A 15093-nucleotide genomic window follows, 5' to 3' on the forward strand; every position below is an offset into this window, starting at 1 on the left:
TTTCGCCGCCGCAACACCCGCCTCGTCCTTCGAGGCACCTGCGGATGAGGCTCTTGAGCGCTGGCGCATGCCCTTGCGCCTCTTCATCGTAACAGACGCATCCGCCCGACCGTCTCAAGCCACCCTGCCCCGGCACGCCCACGCCACCGAAGCAAACGATCGCGGCCCATCCGGCTCGCCGGCCTCATAGGCGGCCCGAATGGCGGCGTCGACGGCCTTTTTCTTGTCCGGCTCGAGCCCCGCAACGTACCTGCCGAGCGGCCCTTCGCCGGCCGCGATCGGCTGCCAATAATCGTCGAAGGAAAGATAATCCATCCGCACCAGGAGCGAGGTTTCTTCGACATCGGAAAGGCCTTGCGCGATGAAGGTCTGTTTCATTTCCCCCGGCCGCATCATCGGCTGGAAACAATATCGGCGGCGCAGCGGCAGCGCGTCCTCGTCGAGCATGACGGCCGTATCCCACAGCATTCGCATATTCGACATACCGCCGTAATGGTCCCAGACGGCGGCGGCGACCACACCGCCGGGGCGGACGACGCGGGCCATCTCGGCCACCGCCTTGCCGGCCTCCGGCACGAAATGCAGCATCAGCAGCGACATCGCCCTGTCGAAACAGCCGTCCTCGAAAGGCAAGGAGCAGGCATCCGCCTGTTGGATCGATATGCGTGGATCGGTATTGGCCCGTTTCGCCGCCTCGACGAAGACAGGAGAATAATCGATGGCGGCGATCTCCCGCAGGCCTGGCGTTTGCGCAAGCGTAAACGCCAGGCTGCCGGTGCCGCAGCCGACGTCGAGCACGCGATCGCCATCCGCCAGCCCGGCAAAATCGATGAGCATCGGCGCCAGCTTCCGGCTCCAGCGGCCCATCAGCCGCTCGTACCCATCCGCACTTTCGACATGAAAACTCGACGGCATGAAAGCCTCCTCCCCCAAGGACGATGGCTGATTATGAACGCGCCATCGGCGGCCGCAAGCGGATAATCGCTGTCGGTCCGCCGGACCTCCTTCTCCCGCATCCTCGGCCCTGCGCCGAGGATCTGCCACCCGTCAACCGCCGTGGAGCGCGTCAGCCGCCAGCTTTATCCAGAACGCTCCAATCAAACCCGCGTGCCCAATCGGCATAACGGTGCCAGCCGACATCAGGAAAATCGCGGCGAAGGAAGGCGATGTCGGCGTCGTAGCCGGTGCGATCGAACCATTCGTACATCCGCGCCGCATCCTCGCTCTGCTGCCGCATCGCGGCAATCGGCAATTCCTGATAGCCGATCGGGCGGCCGAGCACTTCCGATAGGATCTTCACCTGCTCCTCGCCGGACAATTCGTCGCCGGCGATGTCGAAACGCCTGCCGAACACCCGTTCGCGCCGTTCGGCCAAGGCCGCGACGAAGGCGCCGATATCGGCAAGGCAGATCTGCTGCAGCACGCGCCCGGACGGCAGGGCCGCGGCGTAGACGCCCTGGCGCAGCCCGTCGAGAGCCCAGGGCGCCACGGTGTTTTCCATGAAGGCGACGGGCGCGCTGATCGTGTAGGGAACGCCGAGCCCGGCAATATGCTGCTCGACCAGAAACTTGCTGTCGAAATGCGGAATGCCGGTCTTTCTATCGGCGTCAGCGACGGAGGAATAAATCAAGTGCCCGATACCGGCAGCCTTCGCCGCATTCGCGGCGGTGATGCCCTGGCGGGTTTCCGCATCCGTCCCCGCCTCGTAGCTATTGCCCATCAGGAACATCGTATCCACGCCGCTCGCAGCCTGCGTCACCGACCCGGCATCGTCGAGATCACCGGCGACGACTTCGACTCCCGCCGCGGCCAGGCGGCTGGCGCTGTCGCTCTCCGGATTCCGGCAGATCGCCCTGACGCGGTGGCCCCGCGCCAGCAATGCGCGTGCGACCGCGCCGCCCTGCTGTCCGGTCGCGCCCGTTACCAGTACACTTCTTTCCTTGCTCATGTCTCTGCTCCTTGTGGTTGGCGATGAGCCAGAGGTAAGGCTTGCCGCATTGAACCATAATAGCCTAAGAATGAGAAACATCGTGCCACTGGTGAATACAATGCTCGATCTCAACGATATCGTCGTCTTCGCCCGCGTGGTCGAGGCCGGCAGCTTCACCGCCGCCGCCCGCCTGCTTGCCATGCCAAAGACGACGGTCAGCCGTCGTATCGCCGCGCTCGAGCGCGAGTTCGGTGTACGGCTCCTGCAGCGGACCACCCGCAGCCTCAGGCTGACGGATGCGGGACGCCTCTATTACGAGGAGAGCAGTGAGGCGCTTCGCACCCTCGAGCAGGCGAACCTTCGGCTGGCCGAGGCGCGGACCGAGCCCGCCGGCACGATCCGGATCTCCGCGCCCGTCGGCTTCAGCGGTCATTTCCTCTCCGCCACCATGTTCGATTTCCTGGCGACTTACCCGAAAACCAGGGTGGAGTTGCACCTGTCCGACGACCGGCTCAACCTCATCGAGAACGGCATCGACCTCGCCTTCCGCACCGGCATTATGGAGGATTCGACGCTGATCGCCCGCAAGCTCGGCTCGACCTACCGGATTCTCTGTGCCAGCCCCGACTATCTCGCGCGCTGCGGCGCACCGGATCGGCCGGCGGACCTCGCCAGCCACGATTGCGTCATCGCCGGTCCGTCGGCGGCCAATGCGCACTGGGTGCTGGAGGGCGCGGACATTCGGGAAACCGTAGCGGTATCGGGACGCTTCGCCGCCAACGAGATGCAGGCGGTCATGGCCGCCGCGATCGCCGGCTACGGCATCGCGCAACTGCCGCACGGCGCCGCCGCAGCCTGTATTGCCGACGGCCGTTTGCAACGCGTCCTCGACGGCTACACGACCCCAGCCGACGGCCTGCATGTCGTCTATCCCAGCAGTCAGCACCTGTCGCCGCTGGTCAAGGCATTCGTCCAATTGGCAATCGATCGGCTCAACGTCGGCTATGGCGCATTGAATGCGCCGGCGATCATATCGCAATAAGCCCTGGCCTCGGTGAAAATGCTGCCTGTTTTACCGCCAGAGGAAATCCGGCCCGGTCGTCTGCGAGGTCAGCTTGAGCGTTCCGTCCGGCTGAACGACATAGGTCTCGAAGACGCGGTAGCCGAAGGCGCCGAGAAAAGTGTGCTGGACCACCGTTCCCGGACGATAAGGTGAACGCACTAGTTTTCCGCCATAGGTGAGACTATCCGGAAGAGGCTGCGGTCCGCCGGCGGTGCTGGCGCACGCGGTAAGGGCGAAGAAAACGACAAAGAGCGCGTGCTTCATCCTGGCCTCCCGGTGATAATGGTAACGGAAGAATACAACTTTGCTCACTCAGAAAACAGCGTTTCTGCCTTCGTAGTCTCTGCGCAACGCCTGCGCCCTCGCCAGTGCGCCGGTGATCCTCTCGTCGGTGAAAGGTTTGGCGATCACATCGAGCGCGCCCTCAATGCCGTTTCCGACGCTTTCCGGACTGCCGGTCACGAAGATAACGTCGACGCCGTAGCGGTCGATCAGCCGGCGTGCGAGCTGCGCGCCGCTGACCCCGTCGGCGAGACTGAGATCGACGAGTGCGAGATCGCTTTTCGGAGCATAAGCGAGAGCCTGCTCAATGGTCGAAACCGGCCCGACCGTCTGGTGCCCGGCATCCTGCGCGATACGTTCGAGTTCCAGGGCAATAAAACCCTCGTCTTCAACGATCATGACTTTCATGGATCATCCTCCTCCCATGGCAGGCTCGCCGGTGGATACATCCCCGGTCACCGTCCTAACGCAACTCCCGCTCGAAAGTTTCCGCAGCGAAGGATGGGCGTGCGGAAAATGGTAAGCAATCCCGTAAGGCCATCGCGAGCTACCGCTCGGTGCTGCCGTTGCGCCGGATCTTCCGCTGCAGGAGCAGGATGCCGTAGAGCAACGCTTCGGCCGTCGGCGGGCAGCCGGGAACATAGATGTCGACCGGCACCACCCGGTCGCAGCCGCGCACGACGGAGTAGGAATAATGGTAATAGCCGCCGCCATTGGCGCAGGAGCCCATGGAGATGACATAGCGCGGTTCCGGCATCTGGTCATAAACCTTGCTCAGCGCCGGCGCCATCTTGTTTCACAGCGTACCTGCCAACGATCATCAGGTCCGACTGCCTTGGGCTTGCGCGCGGGGCGACGCCGAAGCGCTCGATATCGTAGCGCGGCATGGACATCTGCATCATCTCGATGGCGCCGCAGGCAAGACCGAAGGTCATCCACATCAGTGAGCCGGTGCGCGCCCAGGTGATGAGTTCGTCGGTGCTGGTAACGAGAAAACCCTTGTCGGCAAGCTCGGCATTGATCTTTCCCATCATCGGGTCGCCCTGCCGCTGTTCACCGGGAAACCGGAAATTGCCTGGAGTCGGGTGCGGTTGCGTAAAGGGCGGCACCGTCTTCTCCTCTGAGCCGACCTCCAACGAAGCGGAGACGCCAAAGTTTCTGCCGCACCCGCCCCGGTACAATAGCGAACATTTGCTTCCTATGTTTTTCGGAAGTCCGACGCCGGCACCGGCAGCCGGGATCACTGATCCTTATCGAGGAACCCGCGGATCGCGGCGTCGTTGCGGCATCGCGAGAGCGGCAATTGCCGCACGGAGTGAATACGGGTGATCCCCTCCTCACCGTCCGTGTCAACATCCATGCACGCGCAGGCATAACCATGCGCGGCATAGGTGTAGACAAATTCGCCGGCCGTCAGGTCGGGGATCTTGTCCATTCCCTCGGCCGCCTTGTAGCCGCTGCCATTGTCCATGATGGTCCAGCCGCCGCCGGCGTCCATGAGCAACCATTTGGCCATCGAGGGATTGTCCAGCCAGCCGCAGCGGCGTTCGGCATGCGCCGCGGCGGGCGCGAGAAGCACCATTAGAACAAGCGCATGCAATCTGGTCATCGGCCCCTCCAAGTCACCTCCCACTCTGCATGGTCGGTGCCCGGCAAGGCAACTGGGGTTTTCCAATTGGCCTGGGACGACCTCCATCGGTGTCATCCACCCGCCCTTGCCCTTCGAGGCTCCGGCCTATGATTTCGCCTTTGCTGCTTCCTCCCTGAACGCCGCCTCGCCGGCATCTGACACTTCAACCCATTTCTTGTCTGGCTCGGCGTCGGCAACGTAACTGTCGTGCCAGTTCCACCATTTGTAGGTCGGGGTCTGTGGATAGCCCGCAGGCGAATCCTCCCAGACTTCCTGGCGCCCGAGCGGCGTGATGTCGAGATAATTCCAGGTGCCGCCCATCTGCTCGTCGCCGCGATTGTTGACGAAATAGGTGCGGAAGATGCGCTCGCCGTCACGGTAGAAGACATTGGTGCCGTGCCACTCGTCGACGCCGAAATCCTTGTCGAAGTCGTCGGTGATCGTCACCCACGGCACCGTCCAGCCCATCCGTTCCTTCAGGCGCTCTATGTCGGCCTGCGGCGCGCGCGAGGCGAAGACCAGCGTCGTGTCGCGGGCGTTGAGATGAGCGACATGGGCGACCTGATCGGCCACCATCGAGCAGCCGCGGCAGGCATGCTCGGGCCAGCCGAAGACGCCGGGCTCGTAAAAGGCGCGGTAGACGATGAGCTGGTGCCGGCCCTCGAACAGGTCAAGCAGGCTGATCCTGCCCCGCGGTCCTTCGAAAGCATATTGCTTTTCGACGGCCATCCACGGCATGCGCCGCCGCTCGGCGGCAAGCGCGTCACGGGCACGCGTATGCGCCTTTTCCTTCACGAGAAGCAGCCTGTGAGCCGCCTCCCAGTCCTCCTGCGACACGACGGGCGGCCTCCGCATGGCCTGTCCGCCCTTTCCATTCTGAACTGTTGCAGTCATCGCTTCAATCTCCTCTTTGGGGCGAGTTCCCGCGCCTCCTGTCCGAGAGCCGGTGCATCGCGATTGGTCGCAGATAGTTTCGCATCGGGCATCGAACAGTGGGAGTAACAACTGTGTCTGTTATCCCACGGCCAACGCAGTTGGTCCGTAGGCCAACGCAATGGCTCCGCCCGCGGCCGACGATACCTCCTCAACCAACACAACAGTTGCCAAAACCCACATGTTGACGGAAGCTTCACCAAGGCCATTGGATCACGTGACATGACGACAGAAACCACCTTCACGGAGCAGGCACGGCATGGCAGCGCCAGGATCTGCCGGGGCTGCTGGGATCAGATGCATATGCCGATCCCGATCGGCGGCCCGCTCGCGCTTCCCTTTCGCGCCTTCGGCATTACCCGCAGCAAGATGAATCCCGATATCTGCACGATTTGCGAGCGCTCCTTCCAATATGTGAAGAAGCAGCGCCAGATCACCGTCGACGCCACCATCCTGTTTGCCGATATCAGGGGCTTTACCGATCTTTCCGAGCGTATAGAGGCAGTGCGCTTGAGCGAAATCGTCAGCCTGTTCCAGGATCGCTGCGCCCAGGCGATCTGGGCGCATGACGGCATCGTCAACAAGCAAATGGGCGACGGCCTGATGGCGATCTTCAATTTCCCGATCATCCGCAAGGATCACGCCAGCGCCGCGATCAGCGCCGCCCAGGAGATCCAGCGCAACTGCGCCGCGGCGTTGAGCGGGCTGGCACTCAACGCCCTGTCCGGCCGCACCTTGGGCGTCGGCGTCGGCATCCATTCCGGCGAGGTCCAGATCGGCGAATTCTCGAGCTTCCGCAGCGATTTCACTGCGATCGGCGGCGTTGTCAACCAGGCCGCAAGGCTCGAATCCCAAGCGGCAGCCGGCGAGATCCTGATCTCGGCCGAAACGGCCGCGAAGGCTCCCGAATTCGCGGCAGACGCCGAAACGCGCATGCTGGCGCTGAAGGGCATCGAGCAGCCCGTGCAGGCACGCGTTCTGGTCAAGCGTTGAGCGACGGCGATTGCGGTCTTCTCAAAGCATCATCCCGCCGCCAACATGGGAGCTGCAGCCGGATCTCGTCGCCGGTCAAGTTTCTTCCGTCGATCGCCATGGCCGCCCGACGCCTTCACGACACATCAACCGAAGCGGGTGGTGGCAGCTTCTTGGACTATTAGTTCCCATTGGATCGGCTGTCGCGCTCGTATGGTACTGCAGGGCGTCGACAGCAGATGCTTCCAGGGAGGCCGTCTTCGCTTGAGCAAGGTGTGAGGATGGCCCTCGCGGGTTAGGTGTTGCCTTCGTGGCACGGCCTATTCCGCTGAGCGCATTGCGGGATGCGCAGTCCGCTTCCAAGTATCACCGACCGTAAACCGGTGCCTGCCTTCTTAGTGGTCCTGACGAACCACTATCAGCCGGGCAGCTTGCAGCCCTTGCTCATGCCGGCGGACTGTATAGCCGAGACCTTGCCTTTGGATGCTGCAATTTCGCCTTCCTTGTCTCCGCCAGCGACACTACCGATCGGAACGCCGACGAGGAAGACACCGAAAGCATCGCCATTCGCCGCGCTGATCTGCTGCTTCGACAGGTCGTCGAGCTTCGCCTTCTCTTTCCTCAATTCCGCGGCGAGCGCCCCGCAACTGAGGTTCGTATAGGCCGCCATCGGAATATCGACCTGAACGATGGCGTCAGGACGCTTGGCGCAGCCGGCCAGCGCCGCGGCAGCCGCGAATGCAATGAAAATTTTTCTCATGAAGAATCCCCAATTCCCGCATCAGCTGTAACATTGCTGCGCGCATCGCGGGAGGGGACACCCCCTTCAACCACAGAACTTTTATTTGTCAGGCATGCATTCAGTTGCCGCACGATGGGCTGCCGCGCGCCCTGTGCGTTGAAAAGGGACGGCCGCCGCCGCACGGCCGTTAGCGTGCGGCTCGCGCCTGGAGCTCATCTCCTACCCGCCCCTCGACCATTCGATGGGTTCGACACGTTCGACGACCTTCCTCGATGGGCGCTGGCGTAAGGGATCTCTGGTTCCGAGGATTCCGGAGGGGACCGGCGAGGCTGGCAGATGCCCCGGCTCCTCCTCAGTACTTCATTTTCCGCAGTTCCGGAAAATCATAGTACCGCAGCCGCCTATCGTGGCAACGAAGTTCGTTTTTTTTCACGCCCACGATCATGTTATGTTTTAAAGTAAACCCGATGTAAGACCAGTCTGGATTGCTACGCTCCGTGGTCCGCGTACAGTAGGCGTAGGTCTGCTCTTGAGGTTTTAGCGGAACGATGCTGGAAATCTCAGCCCGCAGAAAGTTTCCCGGTTCTATGACGCCGCGGAGAGCGTCAACATTCTCGTGTCGAACGGCACTGGAGGGTGGACGCTGCGAGTCCGCAACGGATTGAGGCAGAGCGGTTTGGCAGCCGGTCAGCGCCAGCAGAGCCGCGCTCGCAAGTATTCTCATTTTCATTTGAATTCTCTGTATCAAAGTTGATGGGGTCATGGCTGCAGACGGCAATGACCCGTCCGAAGCCCTTTGCCCTCTGTCAGGTCTTCATGCCGGTCAGCTCAGGAAACGGTAGTAGTGAAGCCGCTTATCCTTGCAACGATAGTCATTCGCAGTTGCGCTGAGGATTTGGCCATCCGTGAAGGAGACGCCGAGGTAGGCCCAGTCGCCCCAGCTGCGCTTGGGCACGACCCGCACACAGTAGGCATAGATCTTTTTCTCGGGCTAAAGCAGCACCACACTGGAAATCCGCGCCCAAACCACTTCGCCCGCTTCGTGTCTATAACTCCTCTTGAATACAATATTGATGAAGTTCTGCCGGACGTCACTGGAGGGAGCACGTTGGGAATCCGCAACGGATTGCGATACGGGGGCGTTGCAGCCGGCCAACATCAGCAGGGCAGCGCAAGCAAGGACTTTTATTCTCATTCAGGTGAATCTCCAAAGAATCGGATCGTGATAAACCCTGCGTATTCCTACAAACATCGCGGGAATAATATTTGCAATACACAAAAAAACAGTATTTGACGCTGCGCGTTGATCGCGCACCGTGTAAATTTGATTGCGTCGCTCTATTTATACAGGTGGGTTTGAAACGGAACTCGTGGTCCCATTCCCATCGTCATCATTGATCGCCACGCCAGCCTCCAGCGCCGCAAGGATAAAAGCCTGCCGCACCGTTTCCGCCGGCATGCGGCCGGCAAGCCAGGCGCGGCAGAAATCGATCGCCCTCTGCTGATGGACGCCGCCATTGACGGGCCAGTCGGAGACGAGTGCGTAAAGCGCATCCTGCGGTGAGCGGAGAACCAGCCGTTCGCCGGTATCAAGTTCGATCGAGATCGGTTTTTTCCAGAAGGCGGAATGGTCGCTAATGGCAGTCGCACCTGCAGCTGAATTGACAGGGAACTAACTGCCGAGGGCCGATACCGGTTCCAGTGCGGGCGAGAGGATGGCAACGGTGCCCCGCCCAAGAGAGCCCATCCTACGGCGCCCCTCCGGGGCCTCGAAGGACGAGGCGGGTGCTCCCGCGGTCAGCCACAAGCCGGGGGATTGTTGAGCCAATCCGAACGATTCATTCGTTTCCCTTTTGTACTCTTTGCCTCTTCCCTTTCGCGCTGACTCTCTCCATATTCGCGCCATGGCCAAATCTCCGAAGAAATCCCCCGCCCCGAATGGCTTCGAGGAAGCCCCGCAGTCGTCCTTCGAGGGAGCCCCTCTCTCCGGCTCCGTCGCCGATTGGGTGAAACAGCTGGAGGCGGACGCCGAAGCGTCCGGCGTCGAAAGCCAGCGCGAAATCGCCTCGAAAGCCGGCAAGCACCGCAAGAAGGTGGAGAATGAGGCGCGCAAGCATTCGGAAGCCGTCAGCGTCAACAAGAACGCGACGGTGAGCAAGACTGCGCGCGGCGTCTCGATCGGTGGTTCCTCCGATCCGAAGACCCGCGCCGCCGCCGGCCTGAACCCGGTGGCGGGTCTCGACATTTCGCTCGAGGATGCCGGCAGCATCTCGCCTGGCGGCGTCACCGCCACTGTCGAGGCGCTGTCTAAGCTGATCGAGAGCGGCAATCCGCTGCACAAGAACGGCAAGATCTGGACGCCGCACCGCCCTGCCCGCCCGGACAAATCCGAGGGCGGCATCACCATCCGCATGGACTCCGAATACAGGCCGGCCGGCGACCAGCCGACGGCAATCCGCGATCTCGTCGAAGGCCTGCAGAGCGGCGAGCGTAGCCAGGTGCTGCTCGGCGTCACCGGCTCGGGCAAGACCTTCACCATGGCCAAGGTGATCGAGGAGACACAGCGCCCGGCTGTCATCCTGGCGCCGAACAAGACGCTGGCCGCCCAGCTCTATTCCGAGTTCAAGAACTTCTTCCCCGACAATGCGGTGGAATATTTCGTTTCCTACTACGATTATTACCAGCCGGAAGCCTATGTGCCGCGCTCCGACACCTATATCGAGAAGGAAAGCTCGATCAACGAGCAGATCGATCGCATGCGCCACTCGGCGACGCGCTCGCTGCTCGAACGCGACGACTGCATCATTGTCGCCTCGGTCTCCTGCATTTATGGTATTGGTTCGGTCGAGACCTATACCGCGATGACCTTCCAGATGAATGTCGGCGATCGGCTGGACCAGCGCCAGCTGCTGGCCGATCTCGTCGCCCAGCAATACAAGCGTCGCGACATGGATTTCACCCGCGGCAGTTTTCGCGTGCGCGGTGACACCATTGAGATCTTCCCCGCCCACTTGGAAGACGCGGCCTGGCGCATAAGCATGTTCGGCGACGAGATCGACGCCATCACCGAGTTCGACCCGCTGACCGGCCAGAAGACCGGCGACCTGAAATCGGTGAAGATCTACGCCAATTCGCACTATGTCACGCCGCGCCCGACGCTGAACGGCGCCATCAAGGCGATAAAGGAGGAACTGCGGCTGCGCCTCGCCGAGCTTGAAAAGGCCGGCCGCCTGCTGGAGGCCCAGCGCCTGGAGCAGCGCACCCGCTACGATATCGAGATGCTGGAAGCCACCGGCTCCTGCCAGGGCATCGAGAACTATTCGCGCTACCTCACCGGTCGCGATCCCGGCGATCCACCGCCGACGCTGTTCGAATACATCCCCGACAATGCCATCGTCTTCATCGACGAAAGCCATGTCACCGTGCCGCAGATCGGCGGCATGTATCGCGGCGACTTCCGCCGCAAGGCGACGCTGGCCGAATACGGCTTCCGCCTGCCTTCCTGCATGGACAACCGGCCGCTGCGCTTCGAGGAATGGGACGCCATGCGCCCCGACACGATCGCCGTTTCGGCCACCCCCGGCGCCTGGGAGATGGAACAGTCCGGCGGCGTCTTCGCCGAACAGGTCATCCGCCCCACAGGCCTGATCGATCCGCCGGTCGAGGTCCGCTCGGCGCGCACCCAGGTCGACGACGTGCTCGGCGAAATTCGCGAGACCGCGGCCAAGGGCTACCGCACGCTCTGCACCGTGCTGACCAAGCGGATGGCCGAGGACCTGACCGAATATCTGCACGAGCAGGGCGTGCGCGTGCGCTACATGCACTCCGACATCGACACGCTGGAGCGTATCGAGATCATCCGCGATCTCCGCCTCGGCGCTTTCGACGTGCTGGTCGGCATCAACCTTTTGCGCGAAGGCCTCGACATCCCCGAATGCGGCTTCGTCGCCATCCTCGACGCCGACAAGGAAGGCTTCCTGCGCTCCGAGACCTCGCTGATTCAGACCATTGGTCGTGCGGCGCGTAACGTCGACGGCAAGGTCATCCTCTATGCCGACAACGTCACCGGCTCCATGCAGCGCGCCATGGATGAAACCGCCCGCCGCCGCGAAAAGCAGATGGCCTATAACCTCGAAAACGGCATCACGCCGGAATCGGTCAAGGCGAAGATCTCCGACATCCTCGACAGCGTCTACGAACGCGACCATGTCCGCGCCGACATCTCGGGCGTCTCGGGCAAGGGCTTCGCCGACGGCGGCAACCTCGTCGGCAACAACCTCCAGGCCCATCTCAACGCGCTCGAAAAGAGCATGCGCGACGCCGCCGCCGACCTCGACTTCGAAAAAGCCGCCCGGCTCCGCGACGAAATCAAACGCCTCAAGGCCGTGGAACTCGCCGCGATGGACGACCCGATGGCGAGGGAAGAAGCCCGCAACCAGGAAGGCGGCAAAAGGAACGGAAAAGCCAACCGCGAGTCCCTTCTCCCCACCGGGGAGAAGGTGCCCGGCAGGGCGGATGAGGGGGCCACACCCTCCTACTTCTCCAAACCCACGCTCGACGACATGGGCCCCGGCACCGACACGGCCACCCCGCTGTTCCGCAAGCCCGACCTCGCCGAAATGGGCCGCCACGTCGCCACCCCCGCCGGCGATGGCAAGAGCCTCTTCCGCCGCAACACCCTCGACGAAATGACCGTCGGCCGCACGGAAAAACCGGTGACCGGCCATGTGCCTGACAAGCCCGACGTCGCCAAGGGCACGAAGCGGTTTTCACCGTTGCCGGAAGGTCAGCCGGAACGCGACGACAGTGTCAGGCCGGTAGTGCGCGGCCGGGTCGGCGCTGGGAGCTATGAGGAGCCAGGCGAGCAGAAGCGCAAGGGGCGCACGAAGGGGAAGACTGGGCGGCCAGGGCGGTAATGAATCCGACTCTTTTGGTGCAGTAAAGTACCGAGCCGGTCTCGAGCCCGCAAAACAAAGCCTTGCCTGAATGAGCATCGGCCTACAGCAATGGAATGATACGGAAAAATTCTCATCCTTATCGCGACGAATTTTTTTAACGGGGAACTTTCCCCCGGCGCTCCAAATAACGCGCTCGGGTATCGCATTACTCGAGGAAATATCTCTCTGATGCAAGACTATTGGGATGACGGAGGAGCAGTAGTCGCCCCTCGCCCGACCTGGAGAGAGCCAACTAGTCTACCCAAGTACCGCCTCCACCCTCACCTCTACACAATTCTCGCCTCCCCCTTCGCCAAGGCAAAATAAATCCGCTCTACCCGGCAGGCCGCACTCCTGGCGCTCGCCTCGTACCCCGCAGCCGGCCAGCCGTGGCGCGGGCTGCCGTCGGCTGATATCAGCCAGTACCAGCGCTCGTCGGAGCCGGTGAAATCGATCTTGAAGATCCGCCCCATGCAGGTTTCGCCGTCAAAGCCGATGAAATCGTCGCCCGGCTTTTCCTTCCAGGCGTGGCGCCATTTGCCCCTCGGTCTCTCGCCGCTGACGATCACCTCCCAGTCCTTCCAGCCGTTATAATTCGATCGCGCCGTCAGAGAGCCGTCATAGTGCTTCTGGTCGAACGTCATGCAGCCTTCCAGGAAAACAGCGACGGACTCGCAGACGGTTCTCCACCCATCGTCGTCGCGGGATGTCAGCCTGTAGGCGAGATCATCGGGCAGATTGCCCAGTGCCAGGGCGATGGCGAAGACCACGCCTTCCCTGGTCGCCGGTCGGCCGTTCGCCTTGATATCGAGATAGGTGCAGAGGAATTCGGCTACCTCGTCTGCGATCGCATCGATGACACCAGGCTGCCGGCGCTTGCCGATCTCATAGCCGCCGAAATCCCGGATCCGGCGCTGCGTCTGCCTGCGAAGGGCGTTGTTGAGGAATGACCGTAACAGCGTTCCGGCATCGTCTGGCATGCGTTGTCCTTCTCCTCGTGTCTTGCCGCATGGTTTCGTGAATGGCTCCCGCCCGAGCCGGTGAAATCAAAGCAATTCCGGACGCAAAACCGCCACGGCCTTTGCCTGACTTGCCCTAGATCAACGTCGGCTCCGGATCGTCCTCGACTTCCTCGATGATCTCGAGCCCGTCATTCCTGGGCGAGCCGGGGCATCGGCCGATCTTCCACATCGTCATCAGCTCGGTCGGGAAAGATCTCAGATGTTCTTATTATGTTCCGGAACAGTATCCGGTCAACAAAGCGTCAGTTGTGCGCGCTGGAATACGCTTCGCGTCCGGCAGATCGGTTGCGAAGCGGGCGAAATTGTCGGATAACAGCCCCGGCAACTGAAGCCATGAGCGAACGGGAGCAGCCATGCCAGACCTGCGCATCGACCCTTTTCCCCCGCCCGCCGAACTCACCAGCCTCTGGTCCGCAGCCTGGAACACGCCGGAAGCACCTGACTTCTCCCGCATCCTGCCTCGCAGCCTCGCTCACATTGGCGCCTATCACGATGACAGGCTCGTCGGCTTCGTCAATGTCGCCTGGGATGGCGGCATTCATGCCTTTATCCTCGATACCTGCGTTCACCCGGGCATGCGCCGGCAAGGCATTGCGACGCGGCTGGTCAAAGAAGCGACGACGATTGCCCGTGAGCGAGGCGCCGAATGGCTGCACGTCGATTTCGAACCGCACCTCACCTCCTTCTATCGCAACTGCGAATTCAGGCCGACAGAGGCAGGCCTCATCAAGCTGGCCTGACATGCCGCCCTCCTTCGGTCTGCAAGGCCGGCTGTCACGTCGCGGCATCTCAGAAAATGCCGCTCCACCTCAACGCTCGTTTCGGCTATGATTCTCTGCTCATCGGAGGAGAGCCTGCATGCGTCTGCCAACCGTCATCCTCGCCCTCGCCATCTCGGCGTTCGCGGCCCTGCCCGCCTTGGCGGAGACCTACAAGACGCCGAAGGCGCTGCTCAAGGCGCTTTACAGCTACGACACCGACAAGAGCGACGCCGAGGCGCCCTCGCCCTATTCGATCTTCTTTTCCGACCATCTGAACAAGCTTCTCCAGGCCGATCTCGACAACACGCCCGAGGGCGATGTCGGCGCGGTCGATTTCGATCCCGTCATTGCAGGCCAGGATGGCGAGGCAAGCAATGTCAGGATCGGGCAGCCGATCCTGTTGGACGACAAGGCCGAGGTGGAGGTGCAGTTCGACAACGGCAAGGAGGTAACGCTTTTCTACAGCCTGGTGCGCGAGCATGGCGGCTGGAAGGTCGATGACATCGCCGATCAGCAGGGCGACAATCCCTGGAGCCTGAGCGCATTGCTGGGGGATGCGCAGTAAAACCGCAGGCGTCAAAAGAGAGCCCTCATGGTGAGGGCCGTCTCCAACCACGAGGGCGGACGTGCAACTCCTTACCTGTATTCCACAAAGCCCCTATGCTGAATCGAACGCAATGGCGCCGGTGGCCGCCCCCGTCCTTCGAGGCTTCGCCCTGCGGGCTACGCACGTCAGGATGAGGGCCGGAGCAAAGACGGCGCCAAGAACACCGGAGGCAGGCTCTGCGATCCTCTTCACCTGAGGCCTGCCGCTCCGACCG

General features: G+C 62.1%; 15 protein-coding genes and 3 pseudogenes. 6 read left to right on the forward strand and 12 right to left on the reverse strand.

What is annotated here, in order from left to right; genetic code table 11:
- Positions 1 to 114 precede the first annotated feature (114 nt).
- Positions 115 to 915: a class I SAM-dependent methyltransferase gene (locus HJC04_RS06215; protein ID WP_210630929.1), complete on the reverse strand. Its 801-nt coding sequence runs from the start codon at positions 913 to 915 to the stop codon at positions 115 to 117.
- A 151-nt stretch (positions 916 to 1066) separates the two neighbouring features.
- On the reverse strand, positions 1067 to 1948 hold the full coding sequence (locus HJC04_RS06220; protein ID WP_210630928.1) for an NmrA/HSCARG family protein: 882 nt from the start codon (positions 1946 to 1948) through the stop codon (positions 1067 to 1069).
- A 100-nt stretch (positions 1949 to 2048) separates the two neighbouring features.
- Here HJC04_RS06220 and HJC04_RS06225 point away from each other — a divergent pair, with 100 nt between their 5' ends.
- Entirely contained in the window at positions 2049 to 2972 is a 924-nt protein-coding gene (locus HJC04_RS06225; protein ID WP_221145329.1) for a LysR family transcriptional regulator, read from the forward strand.
- Positions 2973 to 3002: 30 nt separating this feature from the next.
- Here the strand turns inward: HJC04_RS06225 and HJC04_RS06230 are convergent, their stop codons facing one another.
- From HJC04_RS06230 to HJC04_RS06250, 5 genes and pseudogenes are all read right to left on the reverse strand, one after another.
- Entirely contained in the window at positions 3003 to 3257 is a 255-nt protein-coding gene (locus HJC04_RS06230; RefSeq protein WP_210630927.1) for a hypothetical protein, read from the reverse strand.
- A gap of 48 nt (positions 3258 to 3305) precedes the next feature.
- Positions 3306 to 3683: a response regulator gene (locus HJC04_RS06235; RefSeq protein WP_210630926.1), complete on the reverse strand. Its 378-nt coding sequence runs from the start codon at positions 3681 to 3683 to the stop codon at positions 3306 to 3308.
- A 139-nt stretch (positions 3684 to 3822) separates the two neighbouring features.
- Positions 3823 to 4384: pseudogene (locus HJC04_RS06240) on the reverse strand (NuoB/complex I 20 kDa subunit family protein).
- A gap of 131 nt (positions 4385 to 4515) precedes the next feature.
- On the reverse strand, positions 4516 to 4884 hold the full coding sequence (locus tag HJC04_RS06245) for a DUF4087 domain-containing protein (RefSeq protein ID WP_210630925.1): 369 nt from the start codon (positions 4882 to 4884) through the stop codon (positions 4516 to 4518).
- A 126-nt stretch (positions 4885 to 5010) separates the two neighbouring features.
- Positions 5011 to 5799, reverse strand: coding sequence for a DUF899 domain-containing protein (locus HJC04_RS06250; protein ID WP_210630924.1), 789 nt, complete (start codon positions 5797 to 5799; stop codon positions 5011 to 5013).
- Positions 5800 to 6060: 261 nt separating this feature from the next.
- Between HJC04_RS06250 and HJC04_RS06255 the strand changes: the two genes are divergently transcribed.
- Together HJC04_RS06255 and HJC04_RS31610 are read left to right on the forward strand one after the other, a co-directional pair.
- On the forward strand, positions 6061 to 6831 hold the full coding sequence (locus HJC04_RS06255; RefSeq protein ID WP_221145331.1) for an adenylate/guanylate cyclase domain-containing protein: 771 nt from the start codon (positions 6061 to 6063) through the stop codon (positions 6829 to 6831).
- Positions 6832 to 6887: 56 nt separating this feature from the next.
- Positions 6888 to 7078, forward strand: a pseudogene (locus HJC04_RS31610) (DUF805 domain-containing protein); the annotation flags it as partial.
- A 150-nt stretch (positions 7079 to 7228) separates the two neighbouring features.
- Here HJC04_RS31610 and HJC04_RS06260 read toward each other — a convergent pair.
- The 4 genes and pseudogenes from HJC04_RS06260 to HJC04_RS06275 form a co-directional block, all read right to left on the reverse strand.
- The gene (locus HJC04_RS06260; protein WP_210630922.1) at positions 7229 to 7570 is read right to left on the reverse strand and encodes a lipoprotein; all 342 of its coding nucleotides are present in this window, start codon (positions 7568 to 7570) and stop codon (positions 7229 to 7231) included.
- A gap of 334 nt (positions 7571 to 7904) precedes the next feature.
- Positions 7905 to 8282, reverse strand: coding sequence for a hypothetical protein (locus HJC04_RS06265; RefSeq protein WP_221145333.1), 378 nt, complete (start codon positions 8280 to 8282; stop codon positions 7905 to 7907).
- 76 nt (positions 8283 to 8358) lie between these two features.
- A pseudogene (locus HJC04_RS31615) lies at positions 8359 to 8747 on the reverse strand (hypothetical protein).
- 147 nt (positions 8748 to 8894) lie between these two features.
- Entirely contained in the window at positions 8895 to 9191 is a 297-nt protein-coding gene (locus HJC04_RS06275) for a DUF982 domain-containing protein (protein WP_311044146.1), read from the reverse strand.
- Positions 9192 to 9456: 265 nt separating this feature from the next.
- Here HJC04_RS06275 and uvrB point away from each other — a divergent pair, with 265 nt between their 5' ends.
- Positions 9457 to 12468: an excinuclease ABC subunit UvrB gene (gene uvrB / locus HJC04_RS06280; RefSeq protein WP_221145337.1), complete on the forward strand. Its 3012-nt coding sequence runs from the start codon at positions 9457 to 9459 to the stop codon at positions 12466 to 12468.
- A 308-nt stretch (positions 12469 to 12776) separates the two neighbouring features.
- Here the strand turns inward: uvrB and HJC04_RS06285 are convergent, their stop codons facing one another.
- Positions 12777 to 13469 carry a hypothetical protein gene (locus tag HJC04_RS06285; RefSeq protein ID WP_221145339.1) on the reverse strand — a complete coding sequence of 231 codons (693 nt, stop codon included), beginning with the start codon at positions 13467 to 13469 and terminating at the stop codon, positions 12777 to 12779.
- Positions 13470 to 13864: 395 nt separating this feature from the next.
- On the opposite strand from HJC04_RS06285, the gene HJC04_RS06295 reads away from it, so the two are divergent.
- Both HJC04_RS06295 and HJC04_RS06300 read left to right on the forward strand, forming a co-directional pair.
- Positions 13865 to 14251: a GNAT family N-acetyltransferase gene (locus tag HJC04_RS06295; RefSeq protein WP_221145341.1), complete on the forward strand. Its 387-nt coding sequence runs from the start codon at positions 13865 to 13867 to the stop codon at positions 14249 to 14251.
- Positions 14252 to 14369: 118 nt separating this feature from the next.
- Positions 14370 to 14837 carry a DUF3828 domain-containing protein gene (locus HJC04_RS06300; RefSeq protein ID WP_221145342.1) on the forward strand — a complete coding sequence of 156 codons (468 nt, stop codon included), beginning with the start codon at positions 14370 to 14372 and terminating at the stop codon, positions 14835 to 14837.
- The last annotated feature ends 256 nt before the right edge of the window (positions 14838 to 15093 follow it).

This window comes from Rhizobium sp. NLR8a (assembly GCF_019685235.1).
In the GTDB taxonomy this organism is placed as follows: domain Bacteria; phylum Pseudomonadota; class Alphaproteobacteria; order Rhizobiales; family Rhizobiaceae; genus Rhizobium.

What these genes read in the sequence shown, in the direction of transcription:
- HJC04_RS06215 (WP_210630929.1), bottom strand. Translation starts at nt 915, where the DNA reads ATGCCGTCGAGTTTTCATGTCGAAAGTGCGGATGGGTACGAGCGGCTG.
- HJC04_RS06220 (WP_210630928.1), bottom strand. Translation starts at nt 1,948, where the DNA reads ATGAGCAAGGAAAGAAGTGTACTGGTAACGGGCGCGACCGGACAGCAG.
- HJC04_RS06225 (WP_221145329.1), top strand. Translation starts at nt 2,049, where the DNA reads ATGCTCGATCTCAACGATATCGTCGTCTTCGCCCGCGTGGTCGAGGCC.
- HJC04_RS06230 (WP_210630927.1), bottom strand. Translation starts at nt 3,257, where the DNA reads ATGAAGCACGCGCTCTTTGTCGTTTTCTTCGCCCTTACCGCGTGCGCC.
- HJC04_RS06235 (WP_210630926.1), bottom strand. Translation starts at nt 3,683, where the DNA reads ATGAAAGTCATGATCGTTGAAGACGAGGGTTTTATTGCCCTGGAACTC.
- HJC04_RS06245 (WP_210630925.1), bottom strand. Translation starts at nt 4,884, where the DNA reads ATGACCAGATTGCATGCGCTTGTTCTAATGGTGCTTCTCGCGCCCGCC.
- HJC04_RS06250 (WP_210630924.1), bottom strand. Translation starts at nt 5,799, where the DNA reads ATGACTGCAACAGTTCAGAATGGAAAGGGCGGACAGGCCATGCGGAGG.
- HJC04_RS06255 (WP_221145331.1), top strand. Translation starts at nt 6,061, where the DNA reads ATGACGACAGAAACCACCTTCACGGAGCAGGCACGGCATGGCAGCGCC.
- HJC04_RS06260 (WP_210630922.1), bottom strand. Translation starts at nt 7,570, where the DNA reads ATGAGAAAAATTTTCATTGCATTCGCGGCTGCCGCGGCGCTGGCCGGC.
- HJC04_RS06265 (WP_221145333.1), bottom strand. Translation starts at nt 8,282, where the DNA reads ATGAAAATGAGAATACTTGCGAGCGCGGCTCTGCTGGCGCTGACCGGC.
- uvrB (WP_221145337.1), top strand. Translation starts at nt 9,457, where the DNA reads ATGGCCAAATCTCCGAAGAAATCCCCCGCCCCGAATGGCTTCGAGGAA.
- HJC04_RS06285 (WP_221145339.1), bottom strand. Translation starts at nt 13,469, where the DNA reads ATGCCAGACGATGCCGGAACGCTGTTACGGTCATTCCTCAACAACGCC.
- HJC04_RS06295 (WP_221145341.1), top strand. Translation starts at nt 13,865, where the DNA reads ATGCCAGACCTGCGCATCGACCCTTTTCCCCCGCCCGCCGAACTCACC.
- HJC04_RS06300 (WP_221145342.1), top strand. Translation starts at nt 14,370, where the DNA reads ATGCGTCTGCCAACCGTCATCCTCGCCCTCGCCATCTCGGCGTTCGCG.